This window comes from Nonlabens sp. Ci31 (assembly GCF_012974865.1).
GTDB lineage: Bacteria > Bacteroidota > Bacteroidia > Flavobacteriales > Flavobacteriaceae > Nonlabens.
Genome location: NZ_CP043633.1, coordinates 3,377,492 through 3,403,640 on the forward strand (window position 1 = coordinate 3,377,492; position 26,149 = coordinate 3,403,640).

Genomic DNA, 26,149 nt, shown 5'->3' on the forward strand with positions numbered 1-26,149 from the left:
TTAGTATTACAAAGGGACGGGCTGCTGGGTCGTTTATAAAATTACTTCTGCTTCAACATCGCATTTTGTTCTTGCATCAACTCTTTTAAATCGTTGAGCAATTCGATATCCTTAGGAGTTACGACCTTATTATTGTTAGGATCTTGAGCATTGTTACGTAATTTATTCATAAGCTTTATGACTATAAATATGGTAAAACCTATGACCATAAAATCTATGATGACATTAATAAGCTCGCCATAACTTATCGCGATCTCTTTGGCACGATCCCCAGTTCCTCCTTCTATTGGTTCTCGTAAAATGTATTTTTTATCTTCATAATTCACGCCATTAGTGAGGTAAGAAAGCGGCGGTAAAATGACTTTTTTAACGAGTATTTGCACCACATTATTAAAGGCTGTACCTATTATGATACCTACCGCCATGTCTATCATATTTCCTTTTACGGCAAATTCCTTGAACTCTTTTAATAATTTCATACTATAGAACTTTAAAATTTTGATTGAAAATAGTCCTCTTTTTATTTTTTACAGAGAATACAAAACGGTGATGAATTAAACGGCTTCCAAGAGCGAAATTAAAATAAAAAAAGCGGCTAAATTTAAAAATTTACCGCTTCCTTAAGATTATAAAAAGTTTAAAACAAACTGGACTGTCCTGTATCGTCTATCCCTGGGTCGGGTTCATTAGGACCCACTTTAGAAGTGGATATACTTTCGTCTTCGTTTGTGTTACTCTTAGGGTTGACCACCTCTTCTTGATTCACTTCTACCTCTTGGGCTGGAATAGTTTCTTCTGGCTCATAAGGCAAAGGATCTAACAAATTAATTTGTTTGATCTTACTTTTAGTAAGCATATTGCCTTGAGCAGCGATTCCTTTGATAGAAATAAACTCTTCTAAATTGACCTCCTCATTCTCTGGTTGTTCCTTACCTCTAGGTTTTACATGAATCAATTCTGCCATAGGTCTATAGTCTGTAGAGATCACCTCTAGATAAGAACTTTCATGATCGGAAATAATAGACTCTTCACGTTCTTCATTTTCTATTAAAAACCTCTTGATGTAAAAAAGCTCACGTTCACCGTTAAAATAAATGACTGTAATCGGTTTTTTGGGAATCCATTTTTCTAAGACCACCATATCTTCATCAAATCTCGCAGTAACTTCTGGAATAATAGTCTTTACAATACCCCTTTGCGTAATTACCAACAGGCGATCTTCACCTCTAAATTCACCTAACAAATCCCCTCGTTCATCTAAATTGAGTCTTTGTACGGTATTATCAAACCAGATTTTACGTGGTTTTAAGGTAGAAACACCTTCTTCTTTAAGATCTACTTTTTTGATGTTGTATTTAGTAACTTGGTTTCCTTTTGAAGTACGTGCTTTTATTAAGATTTCTGAGAAATGTAAATCCCATTTGAGTTTTTTAATGCTTCCTTGTTGACGTAGGTTAATAGTTACTACTTCAGCCTCTCCATTAGGATTTGCACTGAAATAATGCATCTGTGAACCTTTTTCTTCCTTACCCATAGGGTATTCTCGGTCTCTGGTCATGCTAGTTACAGCAAATCTTTTGACAAAACTTGGGCCATTTTTACCATCGCGATAGATGACATTGTATATGGTACGCTTATCCTTTTTCTTAAAAACAGCCACGTGGACTATGTTTTTCCCGATAAAGGTTTTAGCATCAACCTTAGTTACCATCATGGTTCCTTCTTTTGTAAAACAAATAATGTCATCAATGTCTGAACAGTCGCAAACATATTCATCTCTTTTCAATGCAGTTCCTACAAAACCTTCTTCCCTATTTACATAGAGTTTTGTATCACGAATGATCACTTTAGAAGCAATAATGTCTTCAAAGTTTTTTAATTCCGTTTTCCGTTCCCGACCGTTCCCGTAATCCTTTTGCAATTTTGTAAAATAATCAATAGCAAACTGAATAAGGTTTTCGAGATGATGCTTTAACTCTGCAATCCGGTCTTCTAGTGCCTGAATTTTTTGTTGAGCTTTATCAATATCAAATTTTGAAATGCGCTTGATGCGTATCTCTGTCAATCTTACAATATCTTCTTCTGTAATCGTTCTTCTTAAATGCTCTATATGTGGCTTTAAGCCTTTGTCTATAGCACTTATCACACCCTCCCAGGTTTCTTCTTCTTCTATATCTCGATAGATGCGATTCTCAATAAAAATACGTTCGAGTGATGCAAAATGCCACTGCTCTTCTACTTCATGCAGTAAAATCTCTAGCTCTGCTTTGAGTATCTCTACTGTATGATCTGCACTGCGGCGCAACATTTCGGTCACTCCTACAAAAAGCGGTTTATTATCTTCAATTACACATCCCAATGGGGAAATACTTACCTCACAATTGGTAAAAGCATAAAGCGCATCCATGGTTTTATCTGGAGATAACCCTGATGGTAAGTGGATCAAAATCTCCACATTTGCGGCTGTATTATCTTCAATTTTCTTGATCTTTATCTTCCCTTTTTCATTTGCTTTAAGGATCGAATCAATCAGTGTACTGGTAGTTGTCGAAAATGGAATTTCTGTTATAATAATCGAACTCTTGTCAGGCGAGTACATCTTAGCCCGCACCCTAACTTTTCCTCCACGGAGACCGTCCTTATAATTAGACATGTCAGCTGCTCCACCTGTAGGGAAATCAGGGAATATCTTAAATCGCTTGCCTTGTAAATGCTTGATGGAAGCATCTATCAATTCATTGAAATTATGCGGCAATACTTTTGTTGATAATCCTACGGCAATACCTTCAGCTCCTTGAGCTAGCAACAAAGGAAATTTTACTGGTAGATTGATAGGTTCTTTGCGACGTCCATCATAACTGGACTGCCATTCTGTAATTTTAGGATTAAAAAGAACTTCTAATCCAAACTTTGAAATACGCGCTTCAATATAACGAGAAGCAGCTGCAGGATCACCGGTAAGTATATTTCCCCAGTTCCCCTGCATGTCTATCAATAAATCTTTCTGACCTATTTGCACCATAGCATCACCTATACTTGAATCACCGTGTGGGTGATACTGCATGGTGTGACCTACTATATTTGCTACCTTATTATAGCGCCCATCATCCAGGTCCTTCATGGATTGCATGATACGCCGCTGCACTGGTTTAAAACCATCTTCAATAGCTGGAACAGCACGTTCCAAAATAACGTAACTCGCATAATCCAAAAACCATTCCTTGTACATGCCAGTGACACGCGTAATGGTTTCTGTTGATTGCTCTTCCAAGCCATCTCCTAAATGCTCTAATTCTTCGTTTTCTTCACTCATGGGACAGTAGTCCGTTATCAGTTAATTATTATCAGTTATTAGATAACTGTTTCTCTTGTGTTGGTCACGCTTTCTTATGTTTCGCTTTCGCGAAAGCGAAATATAAGAAGTTTATGCCGCACTAGTTGAGGTACCAAAGCAGAATAAAATTATATTCTTACCCTATTATTGATCCTCAATCACATCCAATTCTACCTTCAAATTATCAATAATAAATTCTTGCCTATCGGGTGTGTTTTTACCCATATAGAACCTCAATAAATCTTCAATACTCATTCCATCATCCAACATAATAGGATCCAGACGTATATCTTCTCCTATAAAATGAACAAATTCATCTGGACTGATCTCTCCAAGTCCTTTAAATCGAGTGATTTCTGGGTTTTTTCCTAATGTAGCCATTGCATCACTTCGTTCTTGTGGTGTATAACAGTACCTGGTTTCCTTTTTATTTCGCACTCTAAATAAGGGCGTCTGCAATATATAAAGGTGTCCTTTCTTGATCAATTCTGGAAAAAACTGAAGGAAGAAAGTAATGAGAAGCAAGCGTATATGCATTCCATCTACATCGGCATCTGTTGCGATCACTATTTTATTATACCTCAAATCTTCCATACTGTCTTCAATATTTAAGGCCGCTTGAAGTAGGTTAAATTCTTCGTTTTCATAAACAATTTTCTTGCTCATGTTGTAGCAATTCAATGGCTTTCCTCGCAAAGAAAATACGGCTTGGGTATTCACGTTACGAGATTTGGTAATCGATCCACTCGCACTGTCTCCCTCAGTAATAAATAAGGTGCTGTCTAAGTTGTTATCCTTTTTAGTATCTCCCAAGTGGACGCGGCAATCGCGTAATTTTTTATTGTGCAGATTGGATTTTTTAGCACGATCGCGAGCTAGTTTTCTAATTCCAGAAAGTTCTTTACGCTCTCGTTCTGCCTGTACGATTTTCTTTTGAAGCGCTTCTGCAACTACTGGATTTTTATGCAGGTAGTTATCCAGTTGGGTCTTCATGAAATCATTAATAAAGGTTCTTACCGTAGGAAGGTTTCCTCCCATTTCTGTAGAACCTAGTTTGGTTTTGGTCTGTGATTCAAAAATAGGCTCCATCACTTTAATGGCGATAGCACTCACTATAGATTTACGAACGTCACTAGCGTCGTAATTTTTATTGTAAAACTCTCGTATCGTTTTGACAATACTTTCTCTAAAAGCTGCCTGGTGTGTCCCACCTTGTGTGGTGTTCTGACCGTTTGCAAAGGAGTGGTATTCTTCACTGTACTGCGTTCTACTATGGGTAATAGCAACTTCAATATCCTCAGCTCTTAAATGGATAATGGGATACAAGCGATCGCTTTCTATGATGGTTTCTCCTAGAAGGTCTTTTAAACCATGTTCAGAATAAAATTTTTCGCCATTAAAGATAATCGTAAGGCCTGGATTCAAATAGACGTAGTATTTCAACATACGTACTACATATTCAGGTCGGTACTTAAAGTTTTTAAAGATCTCAGCATCTGGAATAAAAGTCATTTTTGTTCCCTTGCGTCGAGTTGTTTCTTCTATAAAGTCTTTTCCTGTAAGCTCACCTCTTTCAAATTCAGCACTAGCGCTTTTATTATCTCTTGTAGATTCTACTCTAAAAAATGAAGAAAGTGCATTTACGGCTTTGGTACCTACACCGTTTAATCCTACCGATTTTTTAAAAGCTTTAGAATCGTACTTACCACCAGTATTCATCTTTGAAACTACGTCCACTACTTTACCTAATGGAATCCCACGACCGTAATCACGCACAATAACTCGTTCTCCCTGAATAGAAACCTCAATGGTCTTACCAGCTCCCATAACATACTCATCAATAGAGTTATCTATGACTTCTTTAAGAAGGATATAAATCCCATCATCAGCACTGGAACCATCTCCTAGCTTACCTATATACATTCCGGGACGCATTCTGATGTGTTCCTTCCAGTCGAGAGAGCGTATATTATCCTCGGTATATTGTGTAGTTCCGTCCATTAAAATAAAATCTGTATGAGCCGAAATATAAGGATTGTAACCGCTCCTGTCTAGCTACAAAAGCTAATTTAATTAACATATTTCAAGCATAAGATGTGGATAAATACATACGGCTGCTTATTTAAGGGTTGATCACATCCTAAATCATAAAAGATAATGACGCTCTTACACTTCCTTTGGATCAAAATTATCATTGTCGTCATTTTATGATTTTTTAAATCTGAAGGAATTCTACAAAATAAGTGTCGGATTTTTATTGCTCAAATTCAGTTTCTAAATACCATTTTAATAGCTCCTTTACCATAGGTTATGACATAAAGTACCTATTTTAAAACTAGCTTACTTGTTACTTAAATTAAAATACTCCCTTCTCTAATTACCGACTAATTTATATAGTGAATTCAAAAATACCGATGAAATACACTCTCTTTTTTATAAATATGATACCTGTTAACCTCTTAAAATAAGTGATACAAAAACGAGTAAACACTTTACGCAATCGTTGTAGCTATAAAATTAACAAATTGATAACAAATTGATTAGCCTACAAGAATAGTATGATTATAATTTAAGACTTAGATCGATCAAACTGTCAACAACTCATCAAATACCTTGAATAGTGCATCGCTTAAAGAAATGATTTATTGCATAATTGATAAAAGCTCCTATTTTAGGCTTTTAATTATTCCTCTAAACACCAATCATGAAAAAAAACTTTACACAATTAGTACTGATCATTGCAGTACTTTTCTCCTCCTTTACATTTGCACAACAAAGAAAGTGTTCCACCCATGAAGACTTGCAGCTGGCGATGTCTCAAAATCCTGCACTAGCAAGAAGTGTAGAAAATGTAGAGCGATACACGCAGCAAAAAGCAAATGAATTACTAATTCAAAAATCAGTTAATGGAAGTGTCATTACTATTCCGGTAGTCGTACACGTATTATACAGTAACTCGACACAAAATATAAGCGTTGCACAAATTCAATCTCAAATAGATGTTCTTAACGAAGATTTCAGAAGAACAAACAGCGATGCAGATAACGTTTGGTCTCAAGCGGCCGACATGCAAATTGAATTCTGTCTTGCTCAAGTGGATCCCAATGGAAATGCTACTAACGGTATAACAAGAAAGGCATCCTCGGTAACTTCCTGGAATACTACTCAAAACAGAATGAAAAGTTCTTCAACAGGTGGAACGAGCCCATGGGATACTACCCAATACCTTAATATGTGGACCGTTTCTGCTTTAAACAGTAACGGACAAGCTGGTATTTTAGGTTATGCACAATTCCCAGGAGGAAGTCGTGCTACAGACGGTGTAGTGATGGGTTATAACTACTTCGGTCGCACTGGTGCCATATCTGCTCCTTTTGATGGAGGTAGAACTACCACTCACGAAGTAGGTCACCTTTTTGGTCTTCGCCATATTTGGGGCGATGGACCTTGTGGTGCTGATGATTTTGTGACAGACACTCCAGAATCTGACGCCTCAAATGGTGGATGTGCTATAGGTACTGTTTCTTGTGGTACTACAGATATGGTTCAAAATTATATGGATTATTCTAATGACTCTTGTATGAACCTATTTACTTTAGGTCAAAAGGCACGTATGCGAGCTAACTTATTAAGTGGTGGTTTTCACGCTGCTTTGGCACAATCAACTAAATGCACTCCTCCATCTGGAGGTGGCGGTTCTACTGGTTGCAGCAGTACTATAAACAGTTTTCCTTATTCTAATGGTTTTGAAAACACATTAGGTGGCTGGACACAAGATACTGGCGATACCCTAGACTGGACCATACAATCAGGTGGAACTCCGTCAGGCAGTACAGGCCCAACTGGAGCAGACCAAGGTTCTTTCTATATATATGTAGAAGCTTCTGACCCTAACTTTAACAAAACAGCTGTCTTGAATTCTCCCTGTTTAAACTTTGCAAGTGGAGCGTCTCCTACTGCTTCTTTTAGATATCAAATGACAGGTAATGCTGTTGGTACATTAAGATTACAAGCGAGAGCTGACGGTTCAACTTCATGGTCTACCGTATTTACCAAAACTGGTGATCAAGGTGCTGCATGGATAACTGGAACGGCTACATTAAGTGCTAATACAGCACAAGTAAGATTAGTAGTAGACACCACAAATTCTTGGCAAGGTGACATCGCTGTAGATGGATTTGGAATCACAGTTGCTACTTCTGGTGGTTCTGGTTGTTTAAATGGAGTTTCTTCTTTCCCTTATGCTGAAGGATTTGAAAATACATTAGGTCAGTGGTCACAAAACAACAGCGATACGCTGGACTGGACATTACGTTCTGGTGGGACTCCTTCTGGTAGTACAGGTCCAGCTGCAGCTGCTCAAGGTTCCTTCTATGTTTATGTAGAAGCTTCTAATCCTAACTTTAGCAAAACGGCTTCTTTAGATTCTCCATGTTTTGACCTAAGCAGTCAGAATAATGCCAACTTATCTTTCCAATACCAGATGACAGGTAACGCAGTAGGGACTCTTAAAGTTGAAGCGAGTACTGGTGGTTCTTATGCTACTATCTTTACGAAGTCTGGAGATCAAGGTTCAGCATGGTTAACTGCTAATGTGAATCTTGCGGCATATGCAGGTACTGATCTTCAATTAAGATTGACCGTAAATACTACTTCTTCATGGCAAGGTGACATCGCTGTAGATGATTTAAAAATTACGAGTGGTGCCATCTCTACTGATAAGTGTGCTGGCGTTCCTGCATACAATAGCGCAAACTCTTATTCTGTAGGTGATCGTGTTGTATATCAAAACACACTTTTTGAAAGATTAGCTGCGAGTTGGGCTAATTTAGGAACTTGTGGTACTGCAAGAGAAGCTACTGCTAGCGTTGTGAACATACCTGCGAGTATTTCCATCTACCCTAACCCAGTAAGCGGTGCCAATTTATTTACGACTGCAACTGGTGAGAAAGTAACTTACACGATCTACAACATCAGTGGACAACGTGTTGCTATGGGAACCCTAAATGGAAATGCAATTGACGTTGCAGCACTTAAAGCAAATGTTTATCTCATTCAAATCAACGATGGCGAGCAAACAGTAACTAAGAAGTTTATCAAGAAGTAGTTCTTAAAACTCTATCATTAGAAAGCCTGTCCTAACTAAATGGACAGGCTTTTTTTATGTTTTTTTTTATCAAAGAAAAGGTTGGACCGTTCCGCTTTCGCGAAAGCAAAACAACCCTTAAATTATGCGATCACCACCGTCTTAATATTTACAAATTCTCTAATCCCATAATGAGATAATTCCCTCCCATAACCAGAAATTCCAGTACCGCCAAAAGGCAACGCAGGATGACTTGCTACTTTGTGATTGATATAAACCGCTCCATCTTTTATTTGAGCAGCCAGTTCTTCCATCTTTTTTAAATCGGTTGAAAAAAGACTGGCTCCAAGACCAAATTTTGAATTATTGACTAATCTTATAGCTTCCTCGTCTGCTTTAAAGGTAGTGACAGCCATCAAAGGACCAAAAGTTTCCTTTTTAAAAACAGGCATATCAGCAGTGACATTAGTTAAAATGGTAGGAGCAAAATAAGTTTTATCCCTAGAACCTCCGTAATGCAGCTCTGCTCCTTTTTCTATAGAGGCATTCATAAGATCTTCTAGTTCTTCAGCCAGATCCTCTCTTGCCATGACACCTATATAGGTATTTTCTTCTTGCGGATCTCCAGAAACAAGCGTCTTTACTTTTTGGGTGAATTTATCTAGAAACTCCTCCGCAATTTCTTCTTGCAACAGCAATCGCTTTCCTGCTATACAACTTTGTCCTGTGTTCTGAAATCTAGCAGCCACACATTCTTCTACGGCGCTATCAATGTTTGCGTCCTTAAACACTACCAAAGCGTTATTTCCACCTAACTCTAATACAGTTTTCTTAATTTGTTTTCCAGCGGTAGAAGCAACCGCTGCACCAGCCGGCTTAGAGCCAGTTAAGGTTACCGCCTTAATAATATCATTTTCAATAATAGCTTCTACAGCATCGCTTCCAATCACAAAATTCTGAAAACAACCTTCTGGAAAACCAGCCTCTAGGAAAATGTCTTGGATTAATTCTGCACATCCCATGACACTGCTCGCATGTTTCAAAACTCCTACATTACCCGCCATAAGCGCTGGTGCTATAAAACGGAAAACTTGCCAAAACGGATAATTCCAAGGCATGACGGCAAGCACCACCCCTATAGGCTCATAACTTACATAAGATTTAAAATGCTCTGTTTCTATATGTTCTTTTGCGAGATAACCTGGAGCATTTGCAGCATAATGATCGCATAACCAAGCGCATTTTTCTAGTTCGCCTCTGGATTGTGAAACAGGCTTACCCATCTCAGCTGTCATTAATTTTGCGTAGGATTCCTTATTTTTTCTAAGCAATGCCCCTACTTTACGCAGGTGGTTTGCACGATGCTCAAAACTAGTTGTTCTCCAATCTTCAAAAGTTTTTTGAGCCGTTTCTAATTTAGCTTTAATTTCCTTTTTATTCAGTTCCTGGTATTGCTGAAGCTCTTTGCCGTTATAAGGATTTATGGTGGTGATCATCTTTTTATTTTAAAAGTACAATGATAAACCCCATGATAAAGAAAACTTTAGAAGGCTTTAACGGTTAATGATAATTGATTTGTAATTTTTATAGTGTCTTTCTTTGGTTCACATTTTTGACGAAGCCTGTGCTGAATTTAGTTCATTGCTTCAACTACTATAGCGCTAACCTGCAAGGTTTAACGAGGGAGAAGCAGTGGTAACTCACAGATTTAATCCCAAACGGCTGGTAACATAGAATTTTCTTGAAGTATTCCAGAAACCTATCAAAGTCTTTTTGTGGCTCTTTCGTCCGTGACGAAATCATTGCCGCCTGCTTTATATGTCGACGAGCTTCGTACATCTCTTTTTCTTAGGGAATTACTGTATCGAGAACTCCATTAAAATCAGCATACGTTTTAAGCAAATTTCAAATGATCTTAATAGTTGTATGCGTGCTGCTTTCGCCCTGAGCGATCAAAAGAGCATCTTCCATTCTAAAATAAAAGACAACAGAAATACGTATCACTCTACTAAAAAGGATAACCTATAGCAAAATTGAAAACCGGATTTTCTAGGTCGAAGTCCCAGCGTTCTCCTTCGGGCATAGATGGATCATGCCACGGCGCTGCGAGATCAAAACGAATGACAAATCCCTGAACGTCCACACGCAGTCCTACTCCTGCACCTATTCCAAACTCATTGATAAAATTACTTCCAAACTCACCACCTGGCAATCCATTTTTAGCGGTGGTCCATACGTTACCGGCATCTGCAAAAACAGCTCCTTTAAAATAGCTGTAAATGGGAAAACGATATTCTATGTTTGCTTCCAGGCGTAGGTTTCCTGACTGATCAAAGAAAGAACGGTCATCTGAATTATCTGGACTGTAAGTTCCAGGACCTAATGACCTAGTTCTAAACGCCCGAACGCTATAAGCTCCACCAGCAAAATACTGTTTACTAAAAGGCAACACATCACTGTTTCCATAAGGCAGTCCATAACCTGCAAAGAATCGAGTCGCCAGTCTGGATTCTTTACTTAGTAAATAATGAAACCTAAGATCTACATCTGCTTTTGCGTATTGTGCATATTCTAGACCTAGAAATTCATTTTTTCCTTGTTCATTCTCTTTACTCCATAAGCTGATACTATTTCCTGCTATATCTAAGGTGCTATTCACATAGAACAAGGCTCTCTTTTGCTGATTTACCATCTCATTGTACGTAAAAGAATAAGTCAATCCAGATATAAATTGTTGCTCAAAACTACTTTGAAGAAAGGGGTTATCAGAAAGAATAGCATCAAATTCTTCTGAGGTATTCAGTAAATTCACGTAGTTGATAGAAGCTGGATTGAGCTCGTGCGTCACATATTTATTGGCTTGCCATACATAACCAAAGCTTCCAGAAAAAGTAAGCAGACTGTACAACTGGCTCCTGTTCAAAATATCAGCACTGAGGCTGACTTTAGTTTTAGGAATCGCATATTCAAAATAATTTTTATCTACGGTAAAAGGTGCTAACATACGCGGGAAAATTAAATCGCCACCTAGACCAAATTCGGTACTGGTAAGTCCTGCGTTATTACTTCCTGCTATTTGAACTTCATATGCTGCTGTTGCTTTTAAGTTGAACACCTCTCCACCTTTAAAAAGGTTCCGATTAGAATAAGTAAGCCCTAAACTAGGTCCTGCAAAATCATTGGACTTGGTTACCGCTTGCAATTCTGCTCTTATGGCTCGTTTATTTAGTGGTGATAAATAGATGTTTGCTTCTAAGTAATTTAGGCTATCATTTGCCTCTCCGTTCATTTCTGTATATTCAATATTCACAAATTTGTAAGCTCCTATGGAACCCAAACGGCGACTGGTAGATTTTGATTTTTTAGGACTGTATAAATCACTGGGTTCTATCAATATAAATGGATCCAGTCTATCTGGTCTAAAGAAGTTTGATTTTTGAATGTAATCCTTACCTGCATAACCTACGGTGTCCATAGCAATAGAATCACTTCTAGTGATATTATAAGGATATACATTCACAGTTTTAATTTGATAAGGCTTTACCGATTTAGAAAGAACATCTTTTTTAAGCTTAAGAAACAAGTCAAACTTTTTATTGTCGTACCGATTGGTGTCTGCTTGAAAAATTAAAAATCCAGAATTAAAATTATAATATCCTTTGTTCTTTAAATTCGTGTCAATGCGCTCTCTTTCTTGTTTTAAAGCACTCAAATCAAAACGAGAATTTAGCGCTATAGGTGATTCTTTAACTTGGTTTTCTAATACATGGTAAAAAGGAATGGAATCAGGCTCTACTTGATAGGTTTTCATGCGATATGGATCAGGTAAGCTTATTTTATAAGAAACACTTCCTTCTTTAAGGTCTGCTACTTTTAAAGTCTCTGAACTGATATTACTAAAGAAAAACCCTCTGTTTTCCAGTCGGTTGCGCAGTAGATCAAGTGTAGTCTCCTCTTGCACATCAGAGAGATAAACCGGCTTTTCACCTACTTTTTTATTTATAAAGCGACCTATAAATCCCGCACTGTCTTTATTTACTTTATAGTAATAATGCAAGCCTGGTCGCATTCCTAAAAAAGTACTGTTGGGCTTTGGAGTTAGTACCTCTTCTAATTGAAGCTTTAAATCAGCTACATCCCTAACATCTGCCAAGGAATCTAGCTTTATTTCTAAATCGTATCCTGTAAACAATAGTTCATCTTCTGGAATGTATTTCTTTACAGCACAGGAAGATACTATTAACATTAAGCAAATAGCTGTAAAACCAAGTATGTACTTATTGGAACTCAAGATTTGTTTATTATTTTTATGTTTATTTTTCAGCTGCTTCTTTTATTAATTTCTCTTTTTCATCTTCTTCTCGTCTTGCCTTTTTTTCTTCAGCAACTACAGTTTTTTTAAATAGGTTTTTAAACTCGTTGAATTCTTTACTAAATACCAATGCAATACCACTGACGATCAACTGTCCATCCACCACATTATCATACTGATTCCTGCGAAAACCTTTTAATCGCCATTGCCCAGCTTCAGTAAGAAGGTACTCTATACTTACATTACCTATTGCTGGAGCTTGCTCTCCATTTTGCGGACTGCCTTGAATAGCTACTTCACTACCTACACTCACAATTAAGCGATCATCCATTAATTTCTTGCTCGCGGTAACATCGAGTTGTGTTCTTTGTTGACCATCGCCGCTTTGATAGTCCGTATAACTATCCAGACCAAAATTTAAATCAATCCCAGAATTACCCAACAATTTACCACCAAATTGATTGAGTTGATCACTCAAAGCTTGGTTTAAATTATCACTAACTATGGTTGCTGTTCCTCCATTAGTTCCATCAGAACCACTGGTTGGAAAAAATTTATTCAATACCAATAGAGAAAATACTTGTTTGTTCAATTCTTGATCTTGGGTATTGAGTTGTTGCAATCTGCCGTTTACCTGACCGCCTATAGCTCCTTGCTCCTCCTCTGGAAGGTTTATTTGAAAGCTGATTTCTGGTTGTAACAACTCGCCATCTACATTTAAGTACACTAAAAACGGCAACACTTGACGGAATCTATTTTTGTCAGTAATATCTGCTCCACTAGTTTGACTTGCCATTAATGCGCTTGCACTAGTTTCCACTTTATAGATAGCACTCACATCCAAATTAGCATCAAAAGGATCTCCTGACCAGGTCACACTTCCTCCTTTGGCAAGCTCAAATCGTCTGGATACAATATCGTACAAATTGAGTTGGTAATACCCATCTGCTATTTCATATCGCCCAGCAAGAGTCATTCTTCCATTAGGAGTCATTCGAAATTTAAGATCCCCTGTTCCAGAAACTTGTAATTGATCTCTTGTAGTTGGATCAATGATAATAGTGACTTTAGCATCATCTTTAATCTTAAAATTTACTGTTATGTCAAAGCCTGTAAGTGTTGCCGTTTCCTCTTCTGTTTGGGTTAAAATGGCCTCTGGATTTTGTTTGTTTACAAATTGTACAATTCCATCGCGCTGCACCACATCTAGTTCTGTCGCAGGAACTACATAGGTAATATCAGTAACCTCTTTTACGGTCAAGTCTATATCCACCACAGGTACATCTAGATTTCCAGTTATAGCGGCCTTGGCGTCAAATGTTGCTTGACCATAATACAATTCGTTATCTTTATTGGTACTATTTATGGCGGTAAAATCCTTTGCAGTAAGCTTTAGATCAAAGGTTGGAACTAATAAATTATCGGTTCCTATTTTTCCATCTACCGTAAATATATCTCCCTGCGCATCGGCTATATGAAGTTTATTCATAGTGATTCCAGAGTTATCAACTTTTATCTCTTCATCTTTAAAAGTGAAACTTGTATTTAACATAGAAACACTTGCAGCCGCTTTATCAAATCTTAAAACCCCTTTGTATTTAGGGTTTGCAGTAGTTCCAGCTATTTTAAACGCTCCGTTTATAGAACCTGTTCCTTCCTTGAGAAAATCTGAAGAAAAACCTGTAATCGTACTCATATTGATTCTATTGACATCTAAGTCAAAATCCAGGTCTGCTGCCTTTTCATCGGTTTTATAATAGCCCGCTAAAACCACATCCACAGCATCGCCTTTGACACTGATCGCAGTGTTATATATTGATCCATCCTCTGTTTTCGCATTGATTTTCAACCTTCCCAAAGGAATTTCTAAAGCGTGCAAATCGACTATTTCAAGATCTGCTAAGAATCCTGTAGTTCCATAGATATCCTCTAAAATAAGTTCACCATTAACCTCTCCAGAAGCAAGTTTTTCATCAGGATTTAAGAAACTCAATAAAGCTTGTAATCTAAAGTTTCTTAAAAGCAAGGCGATATGATCTTTATCGGTTGTAGGCCTATCGCTTCTTAACTCGATACTTTGTGCTCCATTAGTCAGTTTAAAATCTTTGAATGCAATCCTATTTTCTCTTATAGCAATCTCATTGCTTTCTGGAATGATCCATGGTTTCTTGTTCAGGATCAGGTCATTTAGTGAAAGATTAAAAATAAGGTCTTCTATTCCGTTGCTGTCTCGCTTTCGCGAAAGCGTGCTCGCAAAATGGAGGAGTCGTTCCTCTTCATCATAAGAGGTGAAATCAAGATTCAGCTTGTTTTCTGAGACGATTCCTGTCAAAGCTGTTCGTTTAATCGTTATAGGTCCCGCTTCTATTTTATTGAAGCCCAGTTGAAAGGTTAGGTTTTGTGTATCAGATTCTGAGGAAATAAACAAACTATCAACCTCACTATCGGCATATTTGAGATAAGGCACCGCTATATCACTATCAAGTCTGCGGTCTTTTTCATTAAAATCCATCCTAAAAATTACGGGATCCAGTGCTTGCAATTCAGGAAGTATCACGTCTCTCAATATGGGTGCTGGAGTAATTTTACCCGTAATCTGCAAGACTACTGGGGATAGGGAGTCTGTTTTAATGCTGTTAGTTAGGTACTTATTTATATGACGTTTTAAAGCTTTACCTATATTTTGCGGATCTGAATTAGATCTCAGTTGTAAATCGAGCATTTTGTTTTTCAGATCTAAGGAAGTCGAATCTGGCTTTACAAAAACATCGACGTTTAGGGTGCCTAATAAATAGGATTGCTCATCAAAAACGGCAATTCCATCAGCTACCTTAGTGTTGATTTTATAACCCGCTGCATCTCCTTCATAATTCACATCTATTTTTCCAGCAGCTTTTAGGTTTTTGGAACTCATACTAAAAGCTTTTAAATCTGCACCAGTGATATCTATAGTTGCTTGTGACTTAACACTCTCTTTTTCTAATTGAACAGCTGCATAAAGCGCTATATTGATGTTATCATCTTTAAATTTGGAAGAAAAACTTCCATCCCCATTCTTTATACTTCCTTGGAGAGGAATATTTTTTAATGGATAGTCGTTATAAGCAAACTCTAGGATCTTCCCGTTTATAGAAGCATCTAGGGAACTGAGGTCACTACCACTTCCCTGAGTTTTTAACTGCAAGCTTAAACGACCGATACCTTGCATACGGAGCATTTTAGAAAGCTGTAATTCATTTACTTGTAGTTGAGCATCATATTTTAATTGATCAGAATTGCTAAAACTACCGTCCAGCATCAGGGAACCATAACTGGTTTGCAAGCTTGATTTAGTCATTACGCGATTAAGAGTTCCAGAAACGCTTGAAATTAATTGTGCTGTTTCTGGTAATGTGATCCCTAAATCTTCTTCTTTAATAAATGCGAGAATGCTGTTTCTATTTGTTGTAGCAATAAGTTCAGGCAAGTTGAAGTACAGTTGTTCTACATTAGTGATGTGCTGTAATGTCCCATTTGCTGTAATGGATGTACTCGCTCCCCATGTCACTTCAAACTTTTCTAGCCTAAGGTTTTCACTGCTTCCTCTAGCAGTAATCTTACCTTTTAAAGGTTTTTGAGCTAGTTTAGAAAAGTATTCATTAGTGGCTAGATCTGGTTGAAAAGTATACATCTCCTTTAAATCAAAGCTATAGAAAGGCAAGGCAATATCTAGTTGTAATGCTTCCGGATTATTGATCAATGCATTGATACTTGTATAGCCTAGTGAAATGTTTCCCTTAAGCGAGCTTTTATTTACACTGGTTACCAGATTACTAATATTAAGGTCTGTGTCAGACGCTTTTAATTTTCCTTTTAATTGGTGCAGTCGCAAACCAGCGTTTACATATACCGATGCACTATCTATTACTACTGCCGCATTTTTATCAGCTAATTTGAAGTCGTGCAATTCTACATGAATACCTGTCAGCAAAACAGCATCTGATTGAAACTGTGAGGCATGAGGCTGTGCGCCATTAAGAGCGTATAAAAATCTATTGTTTTTTAGCGTCAGCTTTTCTAAACCTATTTTCATATCTGGCCATTCATATATGATAAGCTCATCAGAAGCTGAAGATGCTACATCATCCATCATTACCTCCATATTGCTGTCATTTAGGTTAAGGTAGGATACAAGAATATCGCTATTTTGAATATCTGCTTTGGGTATAGAGGTTTCTAATACTCCAAAATCTGTACGGATCACGATTCCGTCGGGCTCGGAATTGTAGTTGATTTTCACACTGTCCAGTCGTATTTTATGTGCTATAAGTAATGGCAGTGGCCATTCTTTAGTAAGGCTGGTGTCTTTATGCGGGTTGGAAGCTGCAGTCGCTTTAGCGAAAGCGGTAACCATATCCTTTTCATAGTTGATAACAGCATTTCTCAGAGTTAGAGTCTCTAGATCAATAAGCATTTTATCGAGATCCAATTCATTCATTTCAACTAACAACTCGTCAAATTTTGCTATGGCGTCCATTTTACCCACCTCATCCTGATACATAATATCAAAATTAGTCAGTTGAATAGTGCCTATTTTAAAATTCATAGGCTCACTTGCGGTGGTGTCCGGAGCGGTTGAAAAGGCATCGACAAGGAATTGATAGTTGAATCCATCTATAGTGTCTGTTCTTTTAACTCGTGCAGTAAGTCCATCCCATGAGACATCGTCAATTTCAAAGCCAGTTCCTTTAATAAGTGGTAATAACGGAATATTAGCCTCTAAACTGCGAGAGTAAAGCAAGGTGTCATTTTTTAAATCCCCCAGATACAATCCATCTACTTTTATATGACCATCAAATGTGATGAATGCACTTTCCAGCTGTACTTCTGTTCCCGTTTTATCTTTTACATAGGAGACTGCCTGATTGATGATGATGCTTTGTCCCCAAGGACTTCGTATGAACAGGAGGAGCAATATCGAGAGAATTAAAAGGCTAAGTAGCACGCGTGCTATCCTGCGCAACCATTTATACTTCTTAGTTTTCTTTTTTATTTTAACTTCTTCTTGTGTCAAGTTCTAGTGCAGTAATTTCTATATTAAGCTAACTTACAATTTGATAAATATTCAATAAATTAACAGAATTACAGTAGGTAAATTTCTGTTAATATTATTTAATTAGAGTTATTTTATAATTTTGGCAAAAGAGCTGAAATGACTTGAACTTGTCTAAAAATGGATTCGTTAGGAATGCTATAAAAAAGTTCCTTCCTCATAGTTGAATAGCAGCCTTAGTAACTAGACCCTTTTTTCCATCCAAGCAGACACGTTGGTCTCTATACGTGAAATAATATCTGAGGTATTTGCTTTTTCAAAAGTTTTACCTGTAATATTTTCGTAAAGCTCTATGTAGCGATCGCTCACTGATGTGATGTATTCATCAGTCATTTCAGGTACTTTTTGACCTTTAAGCCCTTGAAAATCATTGGCAATTAACCACTGGCGTACAAATTCCTTGCTCAATTGTTTTTGAGATTCTCCTTTATCTTGGCGCTCTTGATAACCGTCTGCGTAGAAATACCTAGAAGAATCTGGTGTATGAATTTCATCTATAAGGACTATTTTTCCTTCTTTTGTTTTACCAAATTCATACTTCGTATCCACGAGAATCAATCCGCGTTTTGCGGCCAGTTCTGTACCTCGTTGAAACAAGGCTTTGGTATATTGTTCTAAAACTTCATAATCGGCTTTAGAAACTATGCTTTTTGAAATAATATCTTCTCTAGAAATATCTTCATCGTGATCGCCCATTTCTGCTTTGGTAGCTGGGGTAATGATGGGAGTTGGAAATGGATCATTTTCCTTCATTCCTTCTGGCATAGAGACACCACAGAGGGTTCTTTTACCAGCTTTGTATTCTCGTGCAGCGTGACCAGACATATAACCACGTATCACCATTTCTACTTTAAACGGCTCACAAAGGTGACCTATAGCCACATTAGGATCTGGCGTAGCAATTAACCAATTAGGAACAATATCTTGAGTTGCCGCCATCATTTGAGTGGCAATCTGATTTAGAATTTGTCCTTTATATGGGATCCCTTTAGGCATCACCACGTCAAAAGCGCTTAAACGATCACTGGCAATCATCACCAATAACTCATTGTTGATGTTATAAACTTCTCTTACTTTCCCTTTGTAAATACTCTTTTGACCTGGAAAATTAAAATTAGTATCAGTAATAGTTGCTGGAAGTTGTGTGGACATTTTAACGAATTTATTCTTAGAACAAATTTCTACAATTTCATTGAATATGTGGGATGTATTACTCTTTTTTTCTTCAAGTTATCTACCAGATATAAGCAATGGTGTTTGTGGATGTTTCACTTTCTTTTTTCTTTTCGAAAAAAGAAAGTGATGCCGCACTCGTTGCGGTATGGAAGCGAGATATCAATAACTATAAAGAACATATAAGCCGGTACTTAACCACCGCAGCAAATAGCACCTGGTCCTACTTGTTTTAAATTATTACAAACTATATACCACTCTAAAAGTCACAAAACGTGGCTGTATAAAAGTCTCTGAAGTAAATGCCGATATATTATTCACTCTGTTGGTTACCTGAGATGCGATATTCAGAAGATTTGTCGCATTAATTTCATATTCAAATTTGGCATCTCGATCTTTTCTATAAGAAAGTCTGGCATCCCAATTTTGAAAGGATTGTGACTGTCCATTACCTATATTTTGATTGGTATAAGAATAGTTGGTTCTAAAAGTTACAGACTTCCAAATATAAGCATCTACATCTATAGAAGGAGATGTGGTGATAAACTGCGTTTTACGACCACCTTGATTGTTATCATTAATGCTGTATCGGTAACTTAGAGTCACATTAGGAGCTACTTTAAAATTCGTACGTATGCTAGGCGTATAAGATTGTGTATAGCCTTCATTTACGGAACGCTGATCCTGTATAAATTGATTGAACTTGCTGTAATTAAGACCCGCATTAAAACTTGCTCTTACTTTTCCAAAAGTACGTTGTATACGTCCAGAAATATTAGCGTTTTCATCTGCAAAAGCAGAATTTAAAAATGTGTTGGTTCTGATAACACTTTCAAAATCTGTCGAACTTCTTATCTGATCTATATTATTAGAATAAGAAGCTCTAGCAAATACGTTGGTATAATTAAAGAGGTTAAAGCTGCTATAGATCAAGTTCACATTATGAGATAACGCATTTTGTAAGTCTGGCGTACCAGATTGTATGCTGTTAAAACTATTCAAAACAAGACCTTGCGCGAGTCTGGTAACATCTGTAAATTGATTACGCATGTCATATCTCAAAGTAAGGGACTCACTTTTCTTGAATTGAATACGTGTTTCCAAATCTGGTAGCAACCTTAAAAAGTTATCTTTAAAAGTTTCACCAAATTGAGTATTCTTATTGCCATATGCGTGTAAAGAAAATCCTGGAGTTATCGTAAACTTCCCCGTTTTCCATCGGTAATGAGCACCTAAATAAAAATCTGTAAAGTTATACTGTGTATCGTTTACAGCAAGTCCATTATTAATGGTAGGTGTAGGATTAAAAGTTGTTCCATCGTTTAAAAACTGAAATAGGTTGGAGTTAAATTCTTGACTACTCAGAATCGTTCCTAACGTAAAATTCAAGTTGCTTCTAGGATTTAAAATATGAAAATAATCTACTTTAGCATCCAGCTGGTTGGATTTGATACGTCTATTTTGACCTATGTTGTAAGTATCTAAATTAGGGTTCAATCCTAAATTATCTGCGGTAGCATCATACTCATCTGCTCCAGTTGGATCATTTTCTAATATGGCGTTGTAAAACGGATTTTCGTTTTTAAGAAGGTGTTGTGCTTCTAGTGAAAAAATATTGTCTTCATCTAATGTATAATAATACTTAAGACTTTGATTGATATTATAAGGAGTGACTTCTTCTGCCTGATTTGTATTACCAATAATAGAAGAGAAGAGATTCTGTCGCTGCCTATCGTTTGAAATACGACCTAAAACATCATATTCCAATTGATTACTAAAATTAGGTTGATAGGAAGCGCTTAATTTTACCAGCCCTTGATTAGAACGTTCGTTATTGTTTTGCTCTGTAAGCTCATCAGGAATACCTAAATCTTCATTGGTATACTGAACAAAACTAGTTTCTTTAGAAGCAATCTGGCTGCTGTTAAAGATGACAAATCCACTTAAATCTAAAGTTGGGTTTGCAGCATAACTAAAATTTGCTGAAGCCAATTGATTTTCAATTTCAACGGCATTATTTTGATTAGTTAAAAAATTAAGACTGTTATCTCCTAAATTAATATCAGTTCCACTGCTCCTACTAGGAGATCTAAAACCACCACCAAAATTCCGAATATCTCTTCTGGTTAATGCTAGTTCTCCAGTATTGTTCAAATCACCTATAAAATTGATGCTGTATTTAGGAGTATAGTAAAATAATTTAGGCTGTAATAAATAGAGTTCTTTATCAGGAGCACTTCCGGCACCCACCGTAACATCACCAAACCAGAAGTTTTCTTTTCCTTCTTTGAGCTTGATGTTGAGCGCTACGTTATCTTGATTATTGGTCACTCCACGTAACTGGCCTACCTCAGAATAATTACGCAGTACTTGAATTTTGTCCACTGCTTTAGCAGGGATGTTTTTTGAAGCTAATTTGGTGTCGCCGTCAAAGAAATCCTTCCCATTTACCATGAGTTTATTGACTACTTTCCCTTCTACTTCTATTTGTCCATCCTCATTGATTTCCACACCTGGAAGGTTGGCTAGAATATCTTCTAATTTTCTTTCTGATCCATTTTGAAAAGAATCTGCATTGTAAGTAACCGTATCTCCTTTTATGGTTACTGGCATTTCATAAATGAGCTCAATAGCGTCTAAAGAGTTTTCTGCATATAAGGTATAATCTTTTGTAATATCAACTTCTTTAACAACAAGAGACTCTTCAAGAGTTTTCATCGCAACATAACTGATTTGTATCTTATAAGTGACGTTCTTTTTTAAAGATAAAGAGTACTTACCTAAGTCATTAGTAACTCCGTAGGACTCTAGTGCCTTTGTTTCTTGATTAAAGGCTACAATACTAGCGAGTTCTAGCGGTTGTTTTAAACTGTCTCTAACAACTCCTTGCAATTTAACTTGAGCAAAGGAAAAATTTGCTGCTATTAAAAGCAGTAAAAAACATATTTTCTTCATTATAGGTAATCCTTGAAATGGAAATAAAAAAGCTGTAATTGTTCTTCTTAACCTCTTCTTCTTCCTCGGTTATTTCTCATCTCCATCATTTTACCTACAATAGTCTCCTTATAAGACACTTTAGTAATTTCTTTTCCATTATCAGGAGCTTCTATTTCAATTTTCTCTTTTGGATTCATCACGATTTTTGTACATAACATGGTCGTATCTCCTGCACTTACTTCTAATATAAGTCCTGGTAACCCCCAGTATTCTGCAGGGCCGTGACCTACTGGTATTTGAAGAGTATACCATGCTTCCACTTTAGTAGATGGTATTTCTTCTATTTCAATTGTTTCTGTAGTTACTGAATCACCTTCGGTAGCTGCGGGCTTTTCTTCACTTTCTTCATTGTTGTTTGTTATTTCACTCCAAGAAAATGAATACCATGTCAACTCTGTATTAGGAATGATCGCCGTAGCTTTAAAACACATGTACTTTCCTATTTGTTTGGTTTCAGAGCCCAATTTCCAATCTATAGCAGCAAGCTTGTCTTTTACTAGAAATTGCTTGCCATAAAACTCTTGGCTTTGTACCAGTTCATTTTTCTTTACGTTCTTGTATTGTTCTCCTGCTGCAAAATTATTACCCCATGAGTCAGTCGCTCCAGACATAGCGTCTAACTTTTCCTTTTCATCAAAAACAGATTCTTCTTTATTGAAGTTTAAGACATAAGTCTTTTCAAGTCTATTTTTTAAACGTGATTGCATTTGTTTCTTTTGTTCTTCACTCATCCTAGCACCCCAAGTTCCCAAATCCATTCTGGTTTTAGAAATATATACCGCTTGACCTTGAAATTCTTGAACTTCAAGTTGAGATGGAAAAAGAAATAGAGAAGCGACTACGCTAACTAAAAAAATAATAGATTTCATTATAGTGGTTATTAGATCATTGTTTGTCAAAAATATACAAACACTAAACACGATTGGACTATTTCTCAAAACATTAACAGACCTATTACAATAATAAAAAACAAAAGATCTACGATTTACCAATCCTAATCTTGGAAATAATCTTTCCACTTGGAGCGCTGATACTTGTTACATAATTGTTTTAAAGAAGAAAACAGGAACTCTTTCGCTTTCTTAGCATGCCAGCCTTTAGGCAAGGCGAGAAAACTGACACATCAAAATAATAAAAGTAAAATTCAAAATTACTTAAAAGCGATTAGCGATGGCATTCTATAAAGAATCACATTAATTTAATTCCTGTTCTCAATATCCTTATACGCCTCAATAACTTTTTTCACCAATCTATGGCGCACCACATCGCTATCATCCAGGTACATCATTCCTACCCCGTTGACATTTTTAAGAATTAAAAGAGCTTCTTTGAGTCCAGAAGTTACTCGGCGTGGTAAATCAATCTGCCCGGGGTCGCCAGTGATGAAAAATTTAGCATCTTTACCCATACGGGTCAAGAACATCTTCATTTGTGCATGAGTCGTATTTTGAGATTCATCGAGAATCACATAAGCATGATCTAGCGTTCTACCGCGCATAAAAGCGAGTGGTGCAATTTGAATGGTTCCTTTTTCAATATAGGTTGTAAGGCGTTCGGCGGGAATCATATCCCGTAATGCATCATAAATAGGCTGCATATAAGGGTCTAATTTCTCTTTGAGATCTCCTGGAAGAAAACCTAAATTCTCTCCGGCTTCCACTGCTGGACGTGTAATAATGATACGCTTGACGCGTTTTTCTTTGAGGGCTTTTACCGCAAGTGCTACACCTATATACGTTTTACCTGTTCCTGCAGGACCTACCGCAAAAACCATATCGTTTTTCTTAGTAAGTTCTACCAGTTTGCGTTGGTTGGGAGTTTTAGGACGGATTAATATTCCAGAATTGCCATGAACTAAAATATCATCATGACCCTTACCCATGTCCTCATGACTTTTGTCACTAGTTAATAAACGCTCCATGACATCCTCGTCCATCTTATTGTATCTACCGAAGTGTGTCAACATCATCTGTATGCGTTTATCAAATTCTGCTAATTGCTCTTCATCTCCATAAATTTTCATCGTGCTTCCACGAGCGACTATTTTTAACTTTGGAAAATGTGCTTTTAAGAAAGCGAGATTTTTATTTTTTACTCCAAAAAATTCTATTGGATTTGACTCTGACAGGTCGATGATAAGTTCGTTCAAAAGCGGTAAATTAAGTAAGTAATTAAATGTTTAATTTTATAGTTTTGTCTAACAGTGAAAAACTGTTTGAAATTAGTGAAAAATGATTAATCCATAGAGCTCCTAAAGGATAATTTAACGACTATTTAATTAACAATTTTAAAATCCTTTATGCCCATTATAACCCTTACAACCGATTTTGGCTGGAAAGATCCTTACGTAGGAGCGGTGAAAGGTGCTATATACAAAGAATTAGAAAACGTAAACATCGTTGATATCTCACACGAAGTAACGCCTTTCAACATTGCTGAGGCCGCTTACATTATTAAAAACGCCTACCACTCCTTTCCAGACGGCACCATACATATTATAGGAGTAGATGCAGAACATACTCCTGAGAATATACATATCGCTGTTTTATTAAAAGAGCATTTTTTTATTTGTGCCGATAATGGCGTACTGGCTTTGATCATGAATAAGTTACGTCCAGAAAAACTGGTAGAGATCAACATCCATGATAGAATCTCTTCTAATTTTACCACATTAGATGCTTTTGTAAGTACAGCTTGTCACATAGCTCGCGGTGGAACCCTAGAGGTGATCGGTAAACCTATCACTCGTATTAGAGCCATATCTGGAGTTACTCCTAAAATATCTGAAACTAAAAATATTATTTACGGTCAGGTTATTTACATTGATAATTATGGTAATTCTGTCGCCAATATCAATGAGGAGATTTTTGAACAAATAGGCAAAGGCCGTAAATTTGAGATCTCTGCTCGTAATGAACGATTTAATAAGATTTTCAAACGTTACAGCGATATCATTAACTTTGATGATGATGAGAAAAAACGCGATGTAGATGGAAAAGGTCTGGTTATCTTTAACAGTGCCGGTTACATAGAAATCGCAACTTATAAGTCAAATCCGCTAACGGTAGGAAGCGCGAGTACTTTATTTGGATTGCAAATTAATGCACCAGTAATTATTACATTTAAGGAATCATGATTGTACGAATTGTAAATATGCATTTTAAAGAAACTGCTGTAGGTAAGTTTCAAAATATGTTTGATGCTTATAAGGAACAAATCAGGAATCAGCCTGGATGTAGCTTTTTAGAATTGTATCAAGATAAAGATGACGAGCAACGTTTTTACACCTACAGTTATTGGGAAAATGAAGACGCATTAAATAAATACAGAAATAGTGCGTTGTTTGAAGAAGTATGGCCGCAAACTAAAGCACTTTTTGATCAAAAACCACAAGCCAATTCGGTCGTAAAAATTCACAGCCTTTTATGAAATCGATTTTCCTCAAAGAACTCAACGGATTTTTTGCTAGCCTAACCGGATACTTAGTCATAGGTATTTTCCTTATGATCAGTAGTTTGTTTGTCTTTGTATTTAAAGGCGAGTACAATATTCTAGATTACGGCTTTGCAGACCTAGCGCCTTTCTTTCTGATTATTCCTTGGTTATTTATGTTCTTAATTCCAGCGATTACCATGCGCAGCTTTACCATAGAACGCAACTTAGGAACCTTAGAAATGTTAGTGACTAGACCTATTTCCACTAGAAAATTAGTGGCTGGTAAATATTTGGCTTCCCTAGTTTTAATTGTCATTGCCTTAGTGCCTACATTGGTTTATGTATGGAGCTTAGGACAATTAGGAGAGACGGCAAACAACCTCGATTACGGCAGCACATTTGGTAGTTATCTAGGTGCTATATTACTGGCGATGAGTTATACGGCTATAGGTATTTTTAGTTCCACAGTAACTTCTAATCAGGTGGTCGCTTTTTTACTGGCCGCTGTGCTGTGTTTTATTCTTTATTTTGGCTTTGAAGGACTTTCTAGTTATTTGTCAGACAGTGATTTTCTGGCCTCATTAGGACTTAAATATCACTATGAAAGTATGGCCAGAGGTGTGATCGATACTCGTGATGTGATCTACTTTTTAAGTGTTGCTGTTTTGTTTTTCGCTTTAAGCGAAATTTCACTAAAATCAATCTCCTCAAAACGATAAC

At 36.8% G+C, this 26,149-nt stretch carries 14 protein-coding genes; 4 read left to right on the forward strand and 10 right to left on the reverse strand.

Annotation, left to right across the window (positions count from 1 at the left end; genetic code table 11):
- Positions 1–41: 41 nt before the first annotated feature.
- From mscL to F0365_RS14940, 3 genes are all read right to left on the reverse strand, one after another.
- Positions 42–479, reverse strand: a complete 438-nt coding sequence (mscL, locus tag F0365_RS14930; RefSeq protein ID WP_169934432.1) for a large conductance mechanosensitive channel protein MscL — start codon at positions 477–479, stop codon at positions 42–44.
- A gap of 158 nt (positions 480–637) precedes the next feature.
- A complete protein-coding gene (locus F0365_RS14935; protein WP_169934433.1) occupies positions 638–3,313 on the reverse strand; it encodes a DNA gyrase/topoisomerase IV subunit A in 2,676 nt (891 codons plus the stop codon).
- Between the two features lie 165 nt (positions 3,314–3,478).
- On the reverse strand, positions 3,479–5,335 hold the full coding sequence (locus F0365_RS14940) for a DNA topoisomerase IV subunit B (protein ID WP_169934434.1): 1,857 nt from the start codon (positions 5,333–5,335) through the stop codon (positions 3,479–3,481).
- Positions 5,336–6,038: 703 nt separating this feature from the next.
- Here F0365_RS14940 and F0365_RS14945 point away from each other — a divergent pair.
- Complete coding sequence (locus tag F0365_RS14945) at positions 6,039–8,441, forward strand: M43 family zinc metalloprotease (protein ID WP_169934435.1); 2,403 nt, start codon at positions 6,039–6,041, stop codon at positions 8,439–8,441.
- A gap of 122 nt (positions 8,442–8,563) precedes the next feature.
- Here the strand turns inward: F0365_RS14945 and F0365_RS14950 are convergent, their stop codons facing one another.
- From F0365_RS14950 to F0365_RS14980, 7 genes are all read right to left on the reverse strand, one after another.
- Positions 8,564–9,916 (reverse strand): NAD-dependent succinate-semialdehyde dehydrogenase, encoded by a 1,353-nt coding sequence (locus tag F0365_RS14950; protein WP_169934436.1) that lies wholly within the window; start codon positions 9,914–9,916, stop codon positions 8,564–8,566.
- 512 nt (positions 9,917–10,428) lie between these two features.
- Positions 10,429–12,666, reverse strand: coding sequence for a BamA/TamA family outer membrane protein (locus tag F0365_RS14955; protein ID WP_169934437.1), 2,238 nt, complete (start codon positions 12,664–12,666; stop codon positions 10,429–10,431).
- A 67-nt stretch (positions 12,667–12,733) separates the two neighbouring features.
- Complete coding sequence (locus F0365_RS14960) at positions 12,734–17,686, reverse strand: translocation/assembly module TamB (protein ID WP_240961719.1); 4,953 nt, start codon at positions 17,684–17,686, stop codon at positions 12,734–12,736.
- 321 nt (positions 17,687–18,007) lie between these two features.
- A complete protein-coding gene (locus tag F0365_RS14965; RefSeq protein ID WP_169934439.1) occupies positions 18,008–18,976 on the reverse strand; it encodes a phosphoribosylaminoimidazolesuccinocarboxamide synthase in 969 nt (322 codons plus the stop codon).
- 261 nt (positions 18,977–19,237) lie between these two features.
- Positions 19,238–21,952 carry a TonB-dependent receptor gene (locus F0365_RS14970; protein WP_169934440.1) on the reverse strand — a complete coding sequence of 905 codons (2,715 nt, stop codon included), beginning with the start codon at positions 21,950–21,952 and terminating at the stop codon, positions 19,238–19,240.
- Between the two features lie 47 nt (positions 21,953–21,999).
- Positions 22,000–22,863 carry a GLPGLI family protein gene (locus F0365_RS14975; protein ID WP_169934441.1) on the reverse strand — a complete coding sequence of 288 codons (864 nt, stop codon included), beginning with the start codon at positions 22,861–22,863 and terminating at the stop codon, positions 22,000–22,002.
- A gap of 329 nt (positions 22,864–23,192) precedes the next feature.
- Entirely contained in the window at positions 23,193–24,143 is a 951-nt protein-coding gene (locus F0365_RS14980) for a PhoH family protein (protein WP_169934442.1), read from the reverse strand.
- 150 nt (positions 24,144–24,293) lie between these two features.
- On the opposite strand from F0365_RS14980, the gene F0365_RS14985 reads away from it, so the two are divergent.
- From F0365_RS14985 to gldF, 3 genes are read left to right on the forward strand one after another with little or no spacing between them, the layout of a single operon-like run.
- Positions 24,294–25,130 (forward strand): S-adenosyl-l-methionine hydroxide adenosyltransferase family protein, encoded by an 837-nt coding sequence (locus tag F0365_RS14985; RefSeq protein WP_169934443.1) that lies wholly within the window; start codon positions 24,294–24,296, stop codon positions 25,128–25,130.
- On the forward strand, positions 25,127–25,423 hold the full coding sequence (locus F0365_RS14990) for a putative quinol monooxygenase (RefSeq protein ID WP_169934444.1): 297 nt from the start codon (positions 25,127–25,129) through the stop codon (positions 25,421–25,423). Before F0365_RS14985 ends, F0365_RS14990 begins: the two co-directional genes overlap by 4 nt.
- Positions 25,420–26,148, forward strand: coding sequence for a gliding motility-associated ABC transporter permease subunit GldF (gene gldF, locus F0365_RS14995; protein ID WP_169934445.1), 729 nt, complete (start codon positions 25,420–25,422; stop codon positions 26,146–26,148). The genes F0365_RS14990 and gldF overlap by 4 nt, the downstream gene beginning before the upstream one ends.
- Position 26,149 lies beyond the last annotated feature (1 nt).

Excerpts from the sequence above, each read along its gene's own strand:
- mscL (WP_169934432.1), bottom strand. The coding sequence starts at position 479 with ATGAAATTATTAAAAGAGTTCAAGGAATTTGCCGTAAAAGGAAATATG.
- F0365_RS14935 (WP_169934433.1), bottom strand. The coding sequence starts at position 3,313 with ATGAGTGAAGAAAACGAAGAATTAGAGCATTTAGGAGATGGCTTGGAA.
- F0365_RS14940 (WP_169934434.1), bottom strand. The coding sequence starts at position 5,335 with ATGGACGGAACTACACAATATACCGAGGATAATATACGCTCTCTCGAC.
- F0365_RS14945 (WP_169934435.1), top strand. The coding sequence starts at position 6,039 with ATGAAAAAAAACTTTACACAATTAGTACTGATCATTGCAGTACTTTTC.
- F0365_RS14950 (WP_169934436.1), bottom strand. The coding sequence starts at position 9,916 with ATGATCACCACCATAAATCCTTATAACGGCAAAGAGCTTCAGCAATAC.
- F0365_RS14955 (WP_169934437.1), bottom strand. The coding sequence starts at position 12,666 with ATGTTAATAGTATCTTCCTGTGCTGTAAAGAAATACATTCCAGAAGAT.
- F0365_RS14965 (WP_169934439.1), bottom strand. The coding sequence starts at position 18,976 with ATGTCCACACAACTTCCAGCAACTATTACTGATACTAATTTTAATTTT.
- F0365_RS14970 (WP_169934440.1), bottom strand. The coding sequence starts at position 21,952 with ATGAAGAAAATATGTTTTTTACTGCTTTTAATAGCAGCAAATTTTTCC.
- F0365_RS14975 (WP_169934441.1), bottom strand. The coding sequence starts at position 22,863 with ATGAAATCTATTATTTTTTTAGTTAGCGTAGTCGCTTCTCTATTTCTT.
- F0365_RS14985 (WP_169934443.1), top strand. The coding sequence starts at position 24,294 with ATGCCCATTATAACCCTTACAACCGATTTTGGCTGGAAAGATCCTTAC.
- F0365_RS14990 (WP_169934444.1), top strand. The coding sequence starts at position 25,127 with ATGATTGTACGAATTGTAAATATGCATTTTAAAGAAACTGCTGTAGGT.
- gldF (WP_169934445.1), top strand. The coding sequence starts at position 25,420 with ATGAAATCGATTTTCCTCAAAGAACTCAACGGATTTTTTGCTAGCCTA.